At 70.9% G+C, this 16724-nt stretch carries 12 protein-coding genes and 1 pseudogene; 5 read left to right on the top strand and 8 right to left on the bottom strand.

Annotated elements, in window-relative coordinates; translation table 11 throughout:
* Window positions 1-110: 110 nt before the first annotated feature.
* Both AC4BEG_RS35225 and AC4BEG_RS35220 read right to left on the bottom strand, forming a co-directional pair.
* Window positions 111-488 carry a toxin Doc gene (locus AC4BEG_RS35225; protein ID WP_490703737.1) on the bottom strand — a complete coding sequence of 126 codons (378 nt, stop codon included), beginning with the start codon at window positions 486-488 and terminating at the stop codon, window positions 111-113.
* A 3-nt stretch (window positions 489-491) separates the two neighbouring features.
* On the bottom strand, window positions 492-731 hold the full coding sequence (locus tag AC4BEG_RS35220) for a hypothetical protein (protein ID WP_490703736.1): 240 nt from the start codon (window positions 729-731) through the stop codon (window positions 492-494).
* Window positions 732-1220: 489 nt separating this feature from the next.
* On the opposite strand from AC4BEG_RS35220, the gene AC4BEG_RS35215 reads away from it, so the two are divergent.
* The 4 genes from AC4BEG_RS35215 (at window position 1221) to AC4BEG_RS35200 (ending at window position 7420) form a co-directional block, all read left to right on the top strand.
* Window positions 1221-3473 (top strand): MMPL family transporter, encoded by a 2253-nt coding sequence (locus AC4BEG_RS35215; RefSeq protein ID WP_490707306.1) that lies wholly within the window; start codon window positions 1221-1223, stop codon window positions 3471-3473.
* 31 nt (window positions 3474-3504) lie between these two features.
* A complete protein-coding gene (locus AC4BEG_RS35210; RefSeq protein ID WP_490703735.1) occupies window positions 3505-5022 on the top strand; it encodes a streptophobe family protein in 1518 nt (505 codons plus the stop codon).
* A 62-nt stretch (window positions 5023-5084) separates the two neighbouring features.
* Entirely contained in the window at window positions 5085-5843 is a 759-nt protein-coding gene (locus AC4BEG_RS35205) for a response regulator transcription factor (RefSeq protein WP_490703734.1), read from the top strand.
* Window positions 5844-5848: 5 nt separating this feature from the next.
* The gene (locus tag AC4BEG_RS35200) at window positions 5849-7420 is read left to right on the top strand and encodes a sensor histidine kinase (RefSeq protein WP_490707305.1); all 1572 of its coding nucleotides are present in this window, start codon (window positions 5849-5851) and stop codon (window positions 7418-7420) included.
* A gap of 18 nt (window positions 7421-7438) precedes the next feature.
* On the opposite strand, the gene AC4BEG_RS35195 is transcribed toward AC4BEG_RS35200, so the two are convergent.
* From AC4BEG_RS35195 to AC4BEG_RS35170, 6 genes and pseudogenes are all read right to left on the bottom strand, one after another.
* Window positions 7439-8893, bottom strand: coding sequence for an FG-GAP-like repeat-containing protein (locus AC4BEG_RS35195; protein ID WP_490703733.1), 1455 nt, complete (start codon window positions 8891-8893; stop codon window positions 7439-7441).
* Window positions 8894-8988: 95 nt separating this feature from the next.
* Window positions 8989-10092 (bottom strand): CobW family GTP-binding protein, encoded by a 1104-nt coding sequence (locus AC4BEG_RS35190; protein ID WP_490707304.1) that lies wholly within the window; start codon window positions 10090-10092, stop codon window positions 8989-8991.
* A 76-nt stretch (window positions 10093-10168) separates the two neighbouring features.
* Window positions 10169-12239 (bottom strand): annotated as a pseudogene (locus AC4BEG_RS35185) (HelD family protein).
* A gap of 159 nt (window positions 12240-12398) precedes the next feature.
* On the bottom strand, window positions 12399-13043 hold the full coding sequence (locus AC4BEG_RS35180; RefSeq protein WP_490703732.1) for a TetR/AcrR family transcriptional regulator: 645 nt from the start codon (window positions 13041-13043) through the stop codon (window positions 12399-12401).
* Between the two features lie 63 nt (window positions 13044-13106).
* A complete protein-coding gene (locus AC4BEG_RS35175; protein WP_490703731.1) occupies window positions 13107-14114 on the bottom strand; it encodes an aldo/keto reductase in 1008 nt (335 codons plus the stop codon).
* Between the two features lie 265 nt (window positions 14115-14379).
* Window positions 14380-15411, bottom strand: coding sequence for a PLL family lectin (locus AC4BEG_RS35170; RefSeq protein ID WP_490703730.1), 1032 nt, complete (start codon window positions 15409-15411; stop codon window positions 14380-14382).
* A gap of 245 nt (window positions 15412-15656) precedes the next feature.
* On the opposite strand from AC4BEG_RS35170, the gene AC4BEG_RS35165 reads away from it, so the two are divergent.
* Window positions 15657-16661, top strand: a complete 1005-nt coding sequence (locus AC4BEG_RS35165) for a hydroxyacid dehydrogenase (RefSeq protein WP_490703729.1) — start codon at window positions 15657-15659, stop codon at window positions 16659-16661.
* Window positions 16662-16724: the final 63 nt, after the last annotated feature.

The raw sequence follows: 16724 nt of genomic DNA, 5'->3' as shown, positions 1-16724 counted from the left end.
GAGGCTGTCGGGCGTCAGCGGGCAGGAACGACCGTGATCTCCGCCTCCGAGCAGGCAGCCGCGACTTGCTGGAGCGGCGGCAACGACGGACGAGTCGGCCGTTGCCCAGGTCAGATACGCCAGGAGCGGATACGACCCGCCGCGTCGAAGACATCGGCCTTGCTGGACAGGATGTCCCGGACCAGGTCGATCAGCGCTCCGTACGGCGGGTCGATGCCCTCACCCGAGGCGTGCATATAGGCGACCGCGGTGGCGCTGGCGAACCGCGCGTTGCTCGCAGGAAGCGGTCTGAGCGTGGCCAGTGTGTGCAGCAGGGCGGCGGCCCGCCATGCGGGGTCGGGGTCCACACCCAGACGCGGCGGATCGACCCGATGACGGGCCACGGCGGCGACAAGACCGGAGAAGTCCGAGATGGCCGGCTGTTCCGGCATGACTTCCTCATGCCGCTGCAACAGCCACGGCACGTCGATGTGCAGAAGTGGGGCCATGGGTCAGGCAGCCCGTCCCCTGGGGTCGTGCTCGTCCTCGGGGAACGCGTCGGCGAAGGCGTCGGCGTTGTCCGCGAAGAACCGGCGGAAGACCTCGGCGCCTTCCTGGAGCGCGCGGTGCCGGGCGATGTCGGCCACGGTCGCCTCCCGGACGAGGGCCTTCATGGTGGTGCCGCGCTCCTTGGCGATCTGGCGGAGGTCCTCAAGTTCCCGATCGCTGAATTCCACGTTGAGGGCTGACATGCGGCACACCCTACTTGTCAGGTACCCCGACAGCAATCGCCGCAGCTCACATGATGTTTTTGTAGGTACTTGACAAGACTGAGGAGAGATGAAGACGGACATCGGCGCACCGGCGCGGGCCGCTCCTGGGAATGTCCTGTGAGGAACGGGGCCCGTGGCCCGGGAAAGCGGGAAGGTGCCGCGCCCGGGGGCCGGTGAGCGGCACCGTCCCCCGCGGGGCTCTCAGAAAGCTCCCAGGAACTCTCCGAAAGCGGCCGGTGGCGGCTGTCAGGCTCCGTTGTCAGAGCGGACGGGCCGGTCCCGGTACGGATCGGCGGCACAGCGGGTCCGGACCACGGTCCGGACCGGCCGTCCGCTCGCCGTACCGCCCGACCGGTCCGCGTCACCTCAGCCATGTCCCCTCCTTCAGGAGCGCTGCGGCGGCAGTCGGGGCTCAAGGGCGTGCGGTTTCCGCCCTGTTGAACCACGATCCGACCGGGAGCCATGTCTGTGGCCACCTTCCTGTCCGCGCTGGGCCGCTTCTCCTTCCGACGACGGTGGTACGTCACCGTGCTGTGGACCGGTCTCCTGGTCCTCGCCGGTGTGCTGGCCGCCCAGGCCCCCGCGGCCCCCCAGACCGACTTCGCCATGCCGGGCACGGAGGCGCAGCGCGCCTATGACGTGCTCCACGAGCGATTTCCCGGGCAGAACGCCGACGGGGCCACGGCACGTGTGGTGTTCACGAGCGACGGCGGCCGGGTGACCGAGCCGCAGACCAAGGAGGCCATCGGGCGAACCGTCCGGGAGCTGGGGAAGGACCCGCAGGTCAGCCAGGTGACCGATCCTTTCGTGACCCACTCGGTGAGCAAGGACGGCTCCACCGCGTATGTCCAGGTCACCTATGAGGTGTCCGGCCCCGAGGTGAAGGAGGATTCGCGCACCGCGCTGATGGACACCGTGGAGCAGGCCCGGTCCTCCGCGCTCACGGTCGAGGTGGGCGGCAACGCCCTGTCCGCCTCGAAGGGCGGCCATGCCTCGGAGGCCATCGGGATCGCCGTGGCCGCGGTGGTCCTCGTGATCACCTTCGGCGCGCTGCTCGCCGCGGGACTGCCCCTGTTCACCGCCCTGTTGGGGGTGGGTATCGGCATGAGTGTCATCAAGGTGCTCTCCAGCACACTCGGCCTGGGCTCCACCACCTCCGTACTCGCCACGATGCTCGGCCTGGCGGTGGGCATCGACTACGCCCTGTTCGTCGTCTCCCGGTATCGCGCCGAGCTCGCGGAGTACAAGGACCGGGAGGAGGCGGCCGGACGGGCCCTGGGCACGGCGGGATCGGCGGTGGTGTTCGCCGGACTGACCGTGGTGATCGCGCTGGTGGGTCTGAGTGTGGTGAACATCCCGGTGCTGACGCAGATGGGGCTGGCCGCGGCCGGTACGGTCGCGCTCGCCGTCCTCATCGCCGTCACGCTGGTCCCGGCGCTGCTGGGCATCGCCGGGCGCCGTATCCGGCCCGCCGGACCGCGCCGCGGAAGGCGGTTCGCCAGGACCTCTGGCGCCAAGGCCGCTGGCGCCAAGAGCCCTGACCCGGGTGCCGCTCCCCGGCCCGGGATGGGCGTGCGCTGGGCCCGCTTCGTCACCCGCCGCCCGCTCACCGTCCTGCTCGTAGGGGTGGCCGCCCTGCTCACGGTGGCCGTGCCCGCCGCATCCCTGGAACTGGACCTGCCCGACGACGGCAGCCAGCCGACCTCCACCACCCAGCGCCGCGCCTACGACCTGCTGTCGAAGGAGTTCGGCCCGGGATTCAACGGCCCGCTGATGGTGGTCGTGCAGCCCGAGGGCGGCGCAAGCGCCAAGACCGCCGCGGAGCGCGCCGGCGCCCGTATCCAGCGGATGGACGATGTCGCCCGGGTCAATCCGCCCCGCGTCAACGACTCCGGCGACACCGCAGTTCTCACCGTGGTGCCCGCCACCGCGCCGAGCAGTCAGGAAACGACCGACCTCGTTCACGCACTGCGCGATCCCGGTCTCGAGGCCGACAGTGGCGCGCAGATCATGGTATCCGGCTCCACCGCGATGAACATCGACGTCTCGCAGAAGCTGACCGACGCGCTCGTTCCCTATCTCGCACTCGTGGCGGGCCTGGCGCTGCTGCTGCTGATCGCGGTCTTCCGCTCCCTTCTGGTCCCCCTCAAAGCCGCGCTGGGGTTTGTCCTGTCCATCGCCGCGGCACTGGGCGGGGTCGTCGCGGTCTTCCAGTGGGGCTGGGGTGCTTCCCTGTTCGGGGTGTCCGATCCGGGGCCGGTGGTGTCGATCACGCCGATCTTCATGGTCGGGGTGGTGTTCGGACTGGCCATGGACTACGAGGTGTTCCTGGTGACCCGGATGCGGGAGGCGTACGTGAGCGGGCAGTCGCCGCTCGACGCGATCAGCAGCGGATTCGAATTCGGGGGACGGGTCGTCACGGCGGCGGCCATCATCATGATCTCGGTCTTCACGGCGTTCATGGGATCGGACGAGCTGATGGTGAAGACCATCGGTTTCGGGCTGGCCACGGCCGTCTTCCTGGACGCCTTCATCGTCCGGATGACACTCGTACCGGCCGTCCTGGCCCTGCTGGGCCACCGGGCGTGGTGGCTCCCCCGCCGGCTGGACCGCTGGGTGCCGGACATCGATGTGGAGGGCGCGAAGCTGGGCGCCCCGGAGCGCAACGAACCGGACGAGCCCGTCCGCGCATCCACCGCCCCGGCCGGGCTCGGCTCCTGATCCACCGGAACGGCGAAAGGAAGGATCAGTGATGTCCGTAGCGTCGCGGTCCACGACCGTACGGCCCGGTGGCGCCCTGCGCCACGCCCTCGAAGGCGCACTCGCGGTCCTCGCCGCGGTTGTGGTGATGGCGGTCACCGCGTATCTGGCGCTGCTCGCCCTGTGCGCCGATGAGATCGCCCCCGTGTCCCGGCTCACCTGGGCGGTCACCACCATGGCCACGGGGAGCGGGCTCACGCTCGAGTCCGACTCCCCCGTACCGCTCGGGGAGAACGGCGGGCGCGCGGGCGGCCTGGGCGGTGGCGGCGGTCTGGGCGGCGGTCTTGGAGGACTTGGCGACGGATTGAGTCTCGAGGTGGCGGGCCAGGCGGCCGCGATACCGCTGGGACTGACGTTCCTGGGGGCGGTGGTGCTGGGGTACGGCTTCTTCCGGCCGCTGCGTTCACGCCCCCGCCCGGCCTCCGCACTGCTGCTGGCCCGGATGGGCGGTGCGCTGTGCGCCGCCGCGGTGCTGTTCCCGTCGCTGGCGCTGCTGGCGCATGGCACGCTGCGGCTGCCGGAGGGTGTGGTCGGAGAGGGCGGTGATGGCTCAGGGCAGCAGCCCCTCCGCGGGTTCGGGGACGGCGGCATGTCCGCCCTGCGCTCGATACGGTTCGAGGCCGACCCCGCGATGGCGGCCCTCCTCGGTGTGGTCGGGGTAGCGATGATCCTCGGACTCGGCTGTGTGGCGGTTCGGCGGACCACGCTGCCGAGCGCTCTCGCTCTGAGCCGGCTGCGGCTGAAGTGGCACCCCGTGGCCTCGGCGCTGACCGGTGTGCTCACCACCCTGTGCTGGCTGCCCCTGATCGTCGGGGCGCTGGCCGGTGGCGCGACGCTGGCCGGGTGGGACCGCGCGGCCAAGCCCGCCGGAGCGCTGCTGCTGGCGGGGCCGGATCTGCCGGCCGTCGCACTCACCTCCGGTCTGGGCTCGTCGTGGGAGGCGGGCATCCACCAGCAACAGGGCGAACTCGGCGGACTGCTGGGGATGATGGGCCAGGGTGGCCGGACCGACGGTGGGTTCACCGACCGTACAGTGACCATCGCTGACCGGACCGTGGCCGGGGCACCACTGTGGCTGATCGGTTTGCTCGTCCTCGTCGCTGCTCTGGTGCTCACTGGCTACCGGGCCGCGGCGCGGACCCCGGTGCGTGGAGCGCGCGAGGAAGCCAACGCGCTTCTGGGCCGCCATGTGGAGATCGCTCTGCGGACGAGTTTCGCGGTCTGCGGCACGGCGATCCTGCTCGCCCTGCTCCCTCGAGCCTCCTTCCGGATCGGCGTCAGCGTCATGGGGCAGGAAATGCGCGGTGTCACCGGCGGCCTCGACGGCACTGTGGGCCTGGCCGGGCTGAGCAGCCTCGTCCTCGCCGGGCTCGCGGCATACTGGGGGAGCCGGATCCACGGAACCCGCGCCACGCACCGGAGCCGGACGCGGCCCGACGGCTCCGGACGGCCCCTGGCCGCCCGCGCCCCCGGTCGCCGCCCGCAGGGCAGCTACGACTCGGCATCCTGACCACCCCGTGCTGTGCTGAACAGACCCGGTACCCACAGTCCCCCTAGGCGGCACCCCAGACCATGGCAGAAGCGACAGACCCGCGGCATACGGCGACGGCTCCCCGGCCCCATCTCCTCGTCGTCGACGACGAACCGACCGTCCGGGAACTGCTGCCCGCGGCACTGCGGTACGCCGGGTTCGACGTCGACGCGGCGGCGAACGGGCGGGAGGCGCTGGACATGGCCGCCCATCAGCCCCCCGATCTGGTCCTGCTGGACATCATGCTGCCGGACATGGACGGCTTCGAGGTGATTCGCAGGCTGCGCGCACAGCCGAGGTCCTCCGGTAACGGGCACGGCGGCGCCGTGCCGGTGCTCTTCCTCACCGCGCGCGACGCCGCCGCGGACAAGGTCAACGGGCTGCGGCTGGGCGGCGACGATTACGTCACCAAGCCGTTCGACCTGGAGGAGCTGATCGCCCGGATCCAGGCCGTGCTGCGCCGCACCAAGGGCGAGCCGCCCGCCAGTCTGGTCGTGGCCGATCTGGAGCTGGAGCCGGAGGGGCATCTGGTGACTCGGGCCGGGGAGCAGATCCGACTGTCGCCGACCGAGTTCCGGCTGCTGCACTTCCTGATGGCCAACGCCGGGCGGACGATGTCCAAGGGACAGATCCTGGAGAACGTGTGGGCCTACGACTTCGGCGGTGACCCGAGCATCGTCGACACCTACATCAGCTATCTGCGGCGGAAGATCGACCGGGTGGAGCCCAAACTCCTGCACACCGTGCACGGCGTGGGATACGTCGTCCGCGGACCGCGGAAGCAGGGCGGGCGCCCGTGACCCGGATGGGGCGCGCGCTGACCCGGCTCTCCCTGCGCACACGTCTGCTGTGTCTGTCCATGGCCCTGGTGGCGGTGGGGCTGCTGGCGGCGGGCGTGGTCGTCAGCACCACGCTGCGCGACTATCTCCAGGACCGGATGGACTCGCGGCTCACGCTGACCGCCGAGATCGCCTGCCAGGTGGCCCCTCCCTCGGACCCCCCGCACAGTATGCGGCTCCTCAGCTTCTTCGAGAGCACGACGGTGACGTACGTGGACGACCGGGGTGCCCCGGACGAGGCGTTCGGGGCGACCGCGGCACCCCCCGGCGGCGGCCCGGCACTCCCCCGGCTGGACCGCCAGGCCGTCCTGGCCACACACGGGCGTCCGTTCACGGTGCGCGCGCACCACGGCGACCACACGTGGCGAGTCGTCACCGTGCCCCGGGACGGACCGCGCGGCCTGCCCATGGCGGCCACCTCGGAGCGCTCCGGAAGCGTGATCGTGGCTTCGTCCCTGGACGCGGCCGAGGCCACCGTCACCAGGACCCGGAACGTCTCGCTCACCGCCGGGGCCGCGCTGATCGCCGTGCTCGCTGTGGCCGGATGGTTCGCGGTCCGCTCCGGACTGCGTCCGCTGACCCGGATCCAGGAGACGACGGCGGCGATCACCGCGGGCGATTACTCCCAGCGGATCCCCGAACTGGCGGGCCCGCACACCGAGGTGGGCCAACTCACCGAGTATCTGAACCAGATGCTCGCCCGGATCGACAGCGCCTTCCGCGCCCGAGCCGAGGCCGAGGCGCGGATGCGGCGCTTCTTCGCCGACGGCAGCCATGAACTGCGCACCCCGCTCGTCGGCATCAAGGGCTATACGGACCTGTACCGCATGGGCGCGCTGCCGACCCGCCAGGACATCGACCACACCATGCGGAGGATCGCCGAGGAGTCCGAACGCCTCACCCAGCTCGTCGAGGACATGCTGCTGCTGGCACGGCTGGACGAGGACGCCCATCGCACCGCGGCCGACGCGCACCAGCCGCTCGCCTTCCCGCTGGAGCTGGCCCCGATGGATCTGCGCACCCTCGCGGCCGACGCCCTGCACGACGTACGCGCATTGGACGCCACCCGCGAGGTCACCCTCACCGGGCCCGGCGGCGGCCGGCCGGCGTCCGCACCGGCGCTGGCCGACGAGGCGCGGCTGCGGCAGGTGGTCACCAATCTGGTCGGCAACGCGGTGGCGCATTCCCCTTCCGGCAGCCCCGTCCGCATCGGTGTGGGAACCGAAGGCGCGTACGCCGTGCTCGAGGTGGCCGACCGGGGTCCCGGTCTGTCACCGGAGGAACGACAGCGGGTCTTCGAGCGCTTCTACCGTGCCGATGACTCCCGCAGCCGGAACGCCGGCGGTGGCTCGGGACTGGGGCTGGCCATCGTCCACTCGCTCGTCTCCGCGCACGGCGGGCGGGTGGACATCAACACCGCGCCCGGTGAGGGCTGCACTTTCCGCGTGCTGCTTCCGCTGCCCTCCAGGGGCGAGGAACCGGACCGCGCCGACCCGCGCGAGCGGGCCGACGGGCCGGAGGACGCCGGGGAGGGCTGAGCGTGCGAGGGCGAGGGCTTACCGCTGGAACTCGGTGCCCAGGCCCGCTCCCGGCTCGGCGGCGCCGAGCGTGGCGGGGCCGAAGGAGACCACGCCATCGGTGGTGAGGCCACCGGGCTGACCGCGCAGCACCCAGGCGGCACCGCTGGAGGTGTGGGCGCCGTCCTCCTCGGGGGCGCCCACGGACAGATCGGCCCTGCGGTCGCCGTTGGTGTCGCCGAGCCGTACCGCCGCGCCGAAGTGGTCACCCGCTTCGCCGGCGCCCGGAACACCGGCGGTGTCCTGGGTGAACGCCTGGGCGCCGGTGCCGGACAGACCGCCCGCGCCGCCGTAGAGCTGGACGACGCTGCCCGCGTCCTTGCCGCCGTCGATGTCCTCGTAGGGGATGCCGACGGCGACATCGGCATAGCCGTCGCCGTTGACGTCACCGGCGCTCAGCTCGTAGCCGAACTGGTCGCCGTCCTCATTGGCGCCCGGCACACCCGGGGTGTTCTGGTCGATCACCCTGGTGCGGGTGGTGCTCGGACCGGACGCGGTGCCGTAGAGCACCTTGAGGGTGCCGTGGTCGTACGGCAGGTTCTCCACGACGTTGCCCGGTACGGTGCGCATGATCAGATCGGCGTGGCCGTCCTTGTCGACGTCGCCAATGGCCGCCGAGGCACCGTGGTCGAGCCGGGCGGACGACTTCGTCAGACCGTCCGTGCCGCCCTTCCAGAACAGCGTGGCCTCGGACATCTCCTCGAAGGCGTGGGTGGTGACCACGTCGTCCTTGCCGTCGCCGGTGACATCGCCCACGGTCAGGCTGGTCGGGGCGTCGATCTTCCCGGTGTCGGCGGTGGCGCTGCCCGCGGCGGCGCCGTCGCGGGTGAACGGGCCGAACCGGACGCGCAGGGCGGTCGTTGAATCCGGTTCGGTGCCGACCTGGGTGAGGTCGATCAGGTCGGCGTGGCCGTCGCCGTTGATGTCACCACCGGCGATGATGCTGGAACCGAAGTTGTCGCCGTCGCCCTTGGGCAGCGCGGTGCCACCGCTCAGACCGTTGGCCGAACCCCACAGGACGGTGACGTCCGGGGTGCTGCTGGACTGGACCGCGAGATCGGTGTAGCCGTCGCCGTCGAAGTCGCGAGCGACCGTGCGCTGTCCGAATCTGGCGTCCGCCTCCGGGTCCCCGGGGACGCCGGCGGCGTCCTCCCCGATGACCTGCCGGTGGCCGGTGTTCGCCCCGGACGCCGAGCCGTAGACGACGGCGACATAGCCCGCCTTGGCCTTGCCGCCCACCGTGCCCGTCGGCGCGGAGACGGCGAGGTCGGCGAATCCGTCCTTGTTGAAGTCGGCCTGTGGGGTGGCGGCGGCCGCGGTGGTGCGGGCGGAACCGGCCGCACTGGCGGAGGGGCCGGCTAAGACAGCGGGGGTGGTCACTAGTGCGGCCACCGTCGCACAGCGTGCGACGGCGGAGAGGGAACGGGAACGCACACATCCTCCTGCTTGTTGGCAAGCGTTTACCTCATGTACACCCACCTCGACCCGTGAGACCGCCGAACCGTTGTGCACCCCGCCGCAGAGATTCTCTAGTCCCGTAGGTTTTCGGCCAACGCACCGGCCTCAGCGCGCTCTTCGGGCTCTTCCGGCTCCTCCAGCTCTTCGGTCTGCACATAGCGCAGGACGCCCATCATCTGCCGGTCGTCGACCTCGTCCGGCGCGGTCTCGACGCAGTCCGCGAGACGCTTGGTGAGGGTGTCGGCATCGAGACCGGTGCCGATCATCACCAGCTGGGTGGCGCGGGGTTCACCGCGCTCCCAGGCAACGGGCTGGAACCGGAGGAAGGAACCGACCGCGTGCAGCCCGTACTTGTGGTCGCCTCCGGCGCCCGCGAAGTGCAGGAAACCCTTGATGCGGTAGAGGCCCGCGGGGCGGCTGTCGAGGACATCCATGACACGCCGTGGGTTCAGCGGCTCGGCCGAGGTGAACTCCACGCTCTCGTAGGCGGCGTGGAGATGACGGCTGTGGTCGTCGTGCTCGCCGCTGCACACATCCGCGAAGGAGAGCTGCTGGAAGCGCTCCTCGGCGGTGGTACAGGGCCGGTGGTCGAAGAGCAGGGCGGGGTCGACACGACCGTGTTCGGCGGTGAGGACCGGGATGCCCGGGGCGATCTCCTCCACCGTCTCCAGCACGGCCCGGCGCTCCTGCTCCCCCACCCGGTCGGTTTTATTGAGCACCACGAGGTCGGCGGCGCGCACATGGCGGTCGAGCTCGGGATGGCGCTCGCGGGTACGGGGGAACTCCGCGGCGTCCACGACCTCCACCAGCCCGCCGTAGACGATACGTTCGCTGGTGCTGGACAGCAGCGAACGGATCATGCTCTGCGGCTCGGCGAGACCGCTGGCCTCGATCACCACCACATCGATGCGCAGCGCCGGGTCGGTGAGCCGCTGGAGCATGTCGTCCATTTCGGAGGCGTCCGCGGCGCAGCACAGACAGCCGTTCTCGATGGGGATCATCGAGTCGACCTGGCCCGCGACGGCCAGGGCGTCGATGTTGACGCTGCCGAAGTCGTTGACGATGACGCCGATGCGAGTGCCCGCGCTGTCCCGCATCAGATGGTTGAGCAGAGTGGTCTTCCCGGAGCCCAGGAAGCCCGTGAGGAGGATGACGGGAATCCGTGGTGTGGCCAAGGGTGCGTCTCCGTACGGCGTGGTGGGGTGGGTCGCGAGCGGACCGCTCATGCTATCCGGGCGCCCTCCTCCGCGATCACCGCAGGGCGTCCGGCAGGGGGCGGTGGTGCAGGATGTCGAGCCTCGAGACGGCGCGCGTGAGGACCACATACAGCCGGTGGAGACCGCGTGGTTCGGCGTCCACGATGGCCGCCGGTTCGGCCATGACCACGTGGTCGTACTCCAGCCCCTTGGCCAGGTTCGCGGGGAGCACGGTGACGCGGGCGGCGCTGTCCGGCTCCTCAGCGGCGACGGTCGCGATCCCGGCCTTCTCCAGCGCCTGGCTCAGCCGCGCGGTGTCCGCCGCGGCGGCGATGACGGCGATCGAGCCGTCCCGCTCCAGGGCTTCACGGACCGTTGCCACCGCCTCCTCGGTGAGTGCGGCCGTCCGGCGGATCCGCAGGCTCCCGTCGCGGCGCAGCGAGCGGGCCGCGGGTGCGTCGCCGGCAGCGTCGCCACGAGGCGGTTGGCGAGCTCGATGATGGCTGCCGGGACCCGGAATCCGGTGGTCAGCGGCACCACGACGGTCTCTGGTTTGCCAAGGTGACCCAGGTGTTCGGCCCAACTGCGCGCGGCCCAGGGGGTGGTGCCCTGGGCGAGGTCGCCGAGGACGGTGAGGGAGCCGAATCCGGCGCGGCGGGCGATGGCGCGGCACTGCATCGGGGAGAGGTCCTGGGCCTCGTCGACGACGATATGGCCATAGCCCGCGGGCCGTTCGATGAGGCCGGCCACCTCGTCGAGGAGCACTAGGTCCGCCGCCGACCATCGGGCGCTCTTGGACGATCGCGGGGGTCTGCGCCACAGCAGGGCGGACCGCTCCCGCTCGGTCAGCAGTCCGTCGGCGGCACGGGCCAGCGCGTCGGCGTCGCTGAACAGCTCGGCCACCACCTCCTCGGGGCGGACGGCGGGCCATACGGCATTCACCAACGCGGTCATGGCCGCGGACCGCTCCATCCGGCGCAGCCATTCGGTACTCGGCGGTCCGGCCCGCCGCTCGGCCTGGCGCTGGAGCAGGCCGACCGCGCGGGACCGTACCCGCTCGCGGCCGACCGCGTAGGGCAGTCGGTCGGCGCGAATCTCCTCGACGATCCGCTCCAGTGCATCGAGCGTGATACGGCGACGGTACGAGCCGTCCGGGACGGCGAGCGACTCGGCGGGCGGGCGGACCCGGCCGTACAGGGCGCGGGCGAGCACGCCGGCCATACGGGGGTCGTGCTTGAGCGCCGCGGCGGCCTCGTCATCGGTCGCGCCCACCGGGTGTCGGGCGATCTCGTCCTCCAGGGTGCACTGGCGGATGTCGATTTCTCCGAGTGCGGGCAGGACTTCGGCGATGTAGCGCAGGAAGGCGCGGTTGGGGCCGAGGACGAGCAGGCCGCCGCGCTGGATGCGCTGGGGGTGGGTGTAGAGGAGATGGGCGGCCCGGAGCAGGCCGATGGCCGTCTTTCCGGTGCCGGGGGCGCCCTGGACGCAGACCGATGCGGTGAGTTCGCCACGGACCAGGTCGTCCTGTTCGGGCTGGATGGTGGCGGCGATATCGCGCATCGGCCCGACCCGGGGGCGTTCGATCTCACCGGTGACGTCCGGCCGGGGTCCCGGCGGGCCCGGCCGGAGGTGAGGTGCTCGTCCTCGATACCGGTGAGGTCCGTGGCATCGCCGCGACTGAAGGGCGCCCAGCCGAAACGGCGGCGGACCGCCACCCCCTGGGGATCACGGGGACCGGCCTGGTAGAAGGCGCGGGAGACGGGAGCCCGCCAGTCGAGCACCAGCGGGGGCGCTGAGGGGTGCTCGACGATCCGCCGGCAGCCGATGTGGTAGCGCTGCCCACGGTGGTCCCCCGCCGCGGGGCCGTGGTCGAAGTCGAGCCGACCGAAGAACAGCGGGGTGTCCGGGGCCAGCTCCTTGGCGTAGCTGCGGAGATGGTGGTCGAGGACCTCGGCGTCCGCACCGCTGCCCGAGACGTCCTCACCGGTGAAGACCTGGTCATCGGCGCCGCGCACCATCCGGGCCATCGCCGCGCGGCAGGCGTCGTGGTAGGCGCGCTCCTCGGTGAGCCGGCCGGTGAGCGCGCCTTGAGGACCTGGAGAGCCCGCGGAGCCCACGGGGTCCATGTGGCCCGGCTCGGCGCCGTGGATGTGCTGATCGGCTGTGGTCATGGTTGTGCCCCCTCGTACCGTTCGACCAGGACAGCATAGCGTGACTCAGTTAATTTTGTAACCTAGTCACGTTATTTGTGGAGGGGTGAATCTTCCCGGGGCAGACGTTCCGGGTCAGGCGTAAGCGGCAAGGCCCGAGCGGAGCATGGTGAAGGCGCGTTCGGCGGCGGCGACCGCGTCCGGCTGGACCCCCCAGGCGGGGGCCCCGGCCTCGATGAGGCGCCAGTTCTCCTGCGCCAGGATCCGCTGGACGGCGATGATCTGGCCCGCGGCCAGCCGCGCCGTGATGTCGTCCGGACCGCCCTCCGCCGGCTCCGCCTCCGCGAGGGCGCGTGCGAGCGCGTCCTCCGAGCGGCCGATGTATGCGAAGAGCCGGGCGACCAGACTGGGGGTGCCGTACAACAGCCGGTGGAAGGCGAGGACATCCGTGTCGTCGTTGAGCCCGGTCACCGGGTCATGGCGCTCCAGCCCGGCCAGGAAATGACGCCGCAGCGCCTCCAGCGGCGACTCCCCCTCCGCCCGGTCGCGCACCACCCGCGCCGCCTCGTCCTCGTGGTCGGCGAACCGGTGGAGCGCCAGATCCTCCTTGGAGGCGAAGTAGCGGAACAGCGTGGGCTTGGACACCTCGGCCGCGGCCGCCACATCGGCGACGGACACCTCGTCGAACCCCCGCTGGAGAAACAGCGAGATCGCCGTCTCGGAGATCGTCCGGTACATCCGCTGCTTCTTGCGCTCCCGCAGGCCCGTCTCACCGCTCATGGGTGAACCGTAGCCGCAGCGCCTCCCCGGCGGACGCGCGCCCGACGGGAGGCACCCGGGTCATCAGGGGATCTCCACCCCGGCCTCGGTGGAGAGCCGGTCGATCTCGGCGAGTTCGGCGTCGGTGAAGCCGGGCGAGTCCAGCACGGCGACGTTCTGCTCGAGCTGGGCGACGGAGCTCGCGCCGATCAGCACCGAGACCACCTGCGGGTACCGCAGCACCCATGCCAGCGCCATCTGGGCGAGGGACTGACCGCGCCCCTCGGCCATCTTGTCGAGCGCGCGCAGCAGGGTGAGGCGCTCCTCGGTGAGCGCGTCACGGGTGAGGAAGTGGCCGAGCGCCATCCGGGAGTCGGCGGGCACCCCCTTCAGATAGCGGTCGGTGAGCTGGCCCTGCGCGAGGGGCGAGAAAGCGATGACGCCGACGCCCGCGCGCGCCGAGGACTCCAGCACCCCGCCCTCGACCCCGCGCTCGAGCATTGAGTACGGATGCTGGTTGATCAGATACGGCGTGCGCAGCTCCTTCAGGATCGCGGCGGCCTCGGTGATCGCCTCCGGCGGGTAGTTGGACAGGCCCGCGTAGAGCGCCTTGCCCTGCCGTACCGCGCTGTCGAGCGCGCCCATCGTCTCCTCGAGGGGAGTGTCCGGGTCGAAGCGGTGGGAGTAGAAGACATCGACGTAGTCCAGGCCCATCCGGGACAGCGACTGGTCGAGGCTGGCGAGGAGGTACTTGCGCGACCCCCATTCGCCGTACGGGCCCGGCCACATGAGGTATCCGGCCTTGGTCGCGATGAACAGCTCGTCGCGGTACGGGCGGAAGTCCTGGGCGAAGACGGTGCCGAAATTGGCCTCGGCACTGCCTGGTGGCGGGCCGTAGTTGTTGGCCAGGTCGATGTGGGTGACGCCGAGGTCCACGGCGCGGCGCAGCACCGCGCGCTGGTTCTCGAGCGGGTGGGTGTCGCCGAAGTTGTGCCACAGGCCGAGCGAGACCTTCGGCAGCAGCACTCCGCTACGTCCACAGCGCTGATAGTGCATGGAGTCGTAGCGGTCGTCAGCGGCGAGATGGACCATGTGGCTCTTCCTTGTCCTCGACGGAGGTTCGGGGCGGACGGACCTCCCCGGGCGGAGCTGGGGGTTCCGCCGGGCTGAGCCTGCCAGGTCTGCACCGGGACCGCGACATCACGCCCGGTGGATCTTCCGAATGCGGTGCCCGTCGCGGGCCTTCGTCGGTGCGAGAAGGGCCGCACATGCAAGAGGCCAGCAGTGTGGGCATCACTGCCGGCGCTCGTCACGGCCTCGGGGTGCGCGATGAGGCCGGTCGCGGTGCGGGGGGCGGTCAGACGAACGTCTGGCGCTGGAGCCAGAGGTCTCTGGCGGTTCCGCTGCCCTGGAGGAAGACGTAGAGCAGATTCTCCTCGTTGAGGATGGGGACGCTGATGCCCGCGGATCCGATGGACCCGCCGAGCGACTGGAAGCTGGTGTAGGTCGGGTCGTTCTCGGTGGACTGGACGGCGACCCACAGGGCGTTGTCGGTGGCCTTGATGAACACGTTGATCCGGCCGTCCTGGCCGAGGCCGCAGGTGGGGCGCCAGACGATCTGGCCGCCGAGCTGGACCGGGGCGCCGAACGTCTCGTAGTTGTCGCTCTGGCCCACCCGCCATACCGCGGCGTCGGATCCGCGGAAGAAGATCTGCACCCGTCCCGCCGCGTCCAGGCACACCGAGGGACGGCTGGTGACGTTGTTGGAGGCCAGGGCGAGGGCCTCCCATGTGGTGGAGTTCTCGGCGGTCTGCTGGGTGGTGTAGAGGGTGTCGCCGACACCCTTGACGGCCACCACGATCCGTCCCCCGCCGTCCAGGATGGGCGAGGGGGTGGAGCGGATGCTTCCGCCGATGGAGACCGGTGCGGTGTAGGTCTCGTACAGCAGGTCCTGGTTGCGGATGGACCACAGCGCGCCGTCGGTCCCGGGGAAGAACACCTGGATGCGGCCGTCGGCGTTGAGCACCGCGGCCGGGTCGTCCCCGATGCCGGTGACCAGCACCTGGGGCCCGCTGTAGCCGCCGTTGAGACTGGTCTGGGTGATGACCTCGAGGTTGTTGTTCGGGGTGCGGTAGAAGACCCGGATCCTGCCGTCCTTGCCGCGGATGGGGGCGGGGATGCCGTCGATCGACACACCGATGTACTGGAACCAGCCGAGCCAACTGCCGTCGCGGCCCTCGACCCTGCTCCACAGGGCGTTCGACCCGCCGCGGATGAAGACCTGCACCCGGTCGTCGGCGAACAGGACCGGGGCGGGCTCGGAGTGGATCCCGCCTTGCAGGTTGATCCAGGTGCCCCACACGGTTCCGGGTGTGGTGGAAATGGACATGAGGAACCTCCCTCTTCTCGTGAGGCCCCTTCGCGTGAGGCCACGAGAGCGCACAGGTGTGCGCGGATACACCGTCAGTGCCCAGGGAAAGCATGGCGAATACCTAAAGAGGGGAAGATGCAAGAATATGACTGATTATTAGCAATGACACAGCTATATCGGATTGAGCTGTTTCTCTTTCTTATTGGCCTGTCTCTTCAGGGCGAGAGAGGCTGATCGCATATCGCCTGTGTGACCAGGAGGCCATGGTGCCCGACTCCCCCGCCGCGCTGTTCGTGATGGACCCCGTGCATCTCCCGAGGCTCTTTCCCGCGCCGCTGATGGACCGCCTCACCGCGTTCGTGACGATCCCGCCCGCCGCCGCTGTCCGCCCGTCGGCGGTGACCGGTGCCGACCCGGCCGCCGTGGAGGTGCTGATCACCGGCTGGGGCTGCGAACCGCTGACCGCCGCGGTGCTCGACGGGCTTCCGAAGCTGCGCGCGGTGGTGCACGCCGCGGGCAGCGTCAAGGGACACATCACCCCCGCCTGCTGGGAGCGCGAGCTTCTGATCTCCTCCGCCGCGGCGGCCAACGCCCTGCCCGTCGCCGAGTTCACCCTCGCCACCATCCTGCTGGCCGGCAAGGACACCCTGCGGCTGCGCGCCCTGTACGCCACCGAGCACCGCTTCCCCTCCGCCGGACGGACCGCGCGCATCGGCAACTTCCGGCGCCGGGTGGGGATCGTGGGCGCCTCCCGGATCGGTCGCCGGGTGATCGAGCTGCTGCGCCCGTTCGATCTGGAAGTGTCGGTGTACGACCCGCATCTGGCACCGCCGGAGGCGGAGGCGCTCGGTGTACGCGCACTGCCGCTGGACGAACTCGTGGCCACCAGTGAGGTGTTGAGCCTGCACGCCCCGTCGCTGCCCGCCACCCGGCAGCTGCTCGACAGTCGCAGGCTGGCCCTGATGCCGGACGGCGCCACGCTCATCAACACCGCGCGCGGCGCGCTGGTCGACACCGACGCCCTGCTGACCGAGCTGTCCACCGGCCGGATCTCGGCGGTCCTGGATGTCACCGAACCGGAGCCGCTGCCCGCCGGATCACCGCTGTTCACCCTGCCCAACGTCCTGCTCACCCCGCATATCGCGGGGGCGATGGGCCATGAGCTGGAGCGGCTCGGTGCGGCGGTGACCGACGAGGTGGAACGGCTGATGGCCGGGGCGCCACCGCTCCATCAGGTGCTCCGCACCGACCTCGACCGGATCGCCTAGGGAACCGCCGCCTCGCCGTTGACCTTCCTCCCGGGGGAAGGCTCAGCATCGGCGGTGACCGGG

The organism is Streptomyces sp. JLBJ103 (genome assembly GCF_058215575.1).
Note: the sequence above shows the minus strand (reverse complement) of the source record. Positions and strands in the feature narration are given on the sequence as shown.

Bases quoted from the DNA above. Each gene is read 5' to 3' on its own strand.
- AC4BEG_RS35225 (WP_490703737.1), bottom strand. From the start codon at position 488: ATGGCCCCACTTCTGCACATCGACGTGCCGTGGCTGTTGCAGCGGCAT.
- AC4BEG_RS35220 (WP_490703736.1), bottom strand. From the start codon at position 731: ATGTCAGCCCTCAACGTGGAATTCAGCGATCGGGAACTTGAGGACCTC.
- AC4BEG_RS35210 (WP_490703735.1), top strand. From the start codon at position 3,505: ATGTCCGTAGCGTCGCGGTCCACGACCGTACGGCCCGGTGGCGCCCTG.
- AC4BEG_RS35205 (WP_490703734.1), top strand. From the start codon at position 5,085: ATGGCAGAAGCGACAGACCCGCGGCATACGGCGACGGCTCCCCGGCCC.
- AC4BEG_RS35200 (WP_490707305.1), top strand. From the start codon at position 5,849: ATGGGGCGCGCGCTGACCCGGCTCTCCCTGCGCACACGTCTGCTGTGT.
- AC4BEG_RS35180 (WP_490703732.1), bottom strand. From the start codon at position 13,043: ATGAGCGGTGAGACGGGCCTGCGGGAGCGCAAGAAGCAGCGGATGTAC.
- AC4BEG_RS35175 (WP_490703731.1), bottom strand. From the start codon at position 14,114: ATGGTCCATCTCGCCGCTGACGACCGCTACGACTCCATGCACTATCAG.
- AC4BEG_RS35170 (WP_490703730.1), bottom strand. From the start codon at position 15,411: ATGTCCATTTCCACCACACCCGGAACCGTGTGGGGCACCTGGATCAAC.
- AC4BEG_RS35165 (WP_490703729.1), top strand. From the start codon at position 15,657: ATGGTGCCCGACTCCCCCGCCGCGCTGTTCGTGATGGACCCCGTGCAT.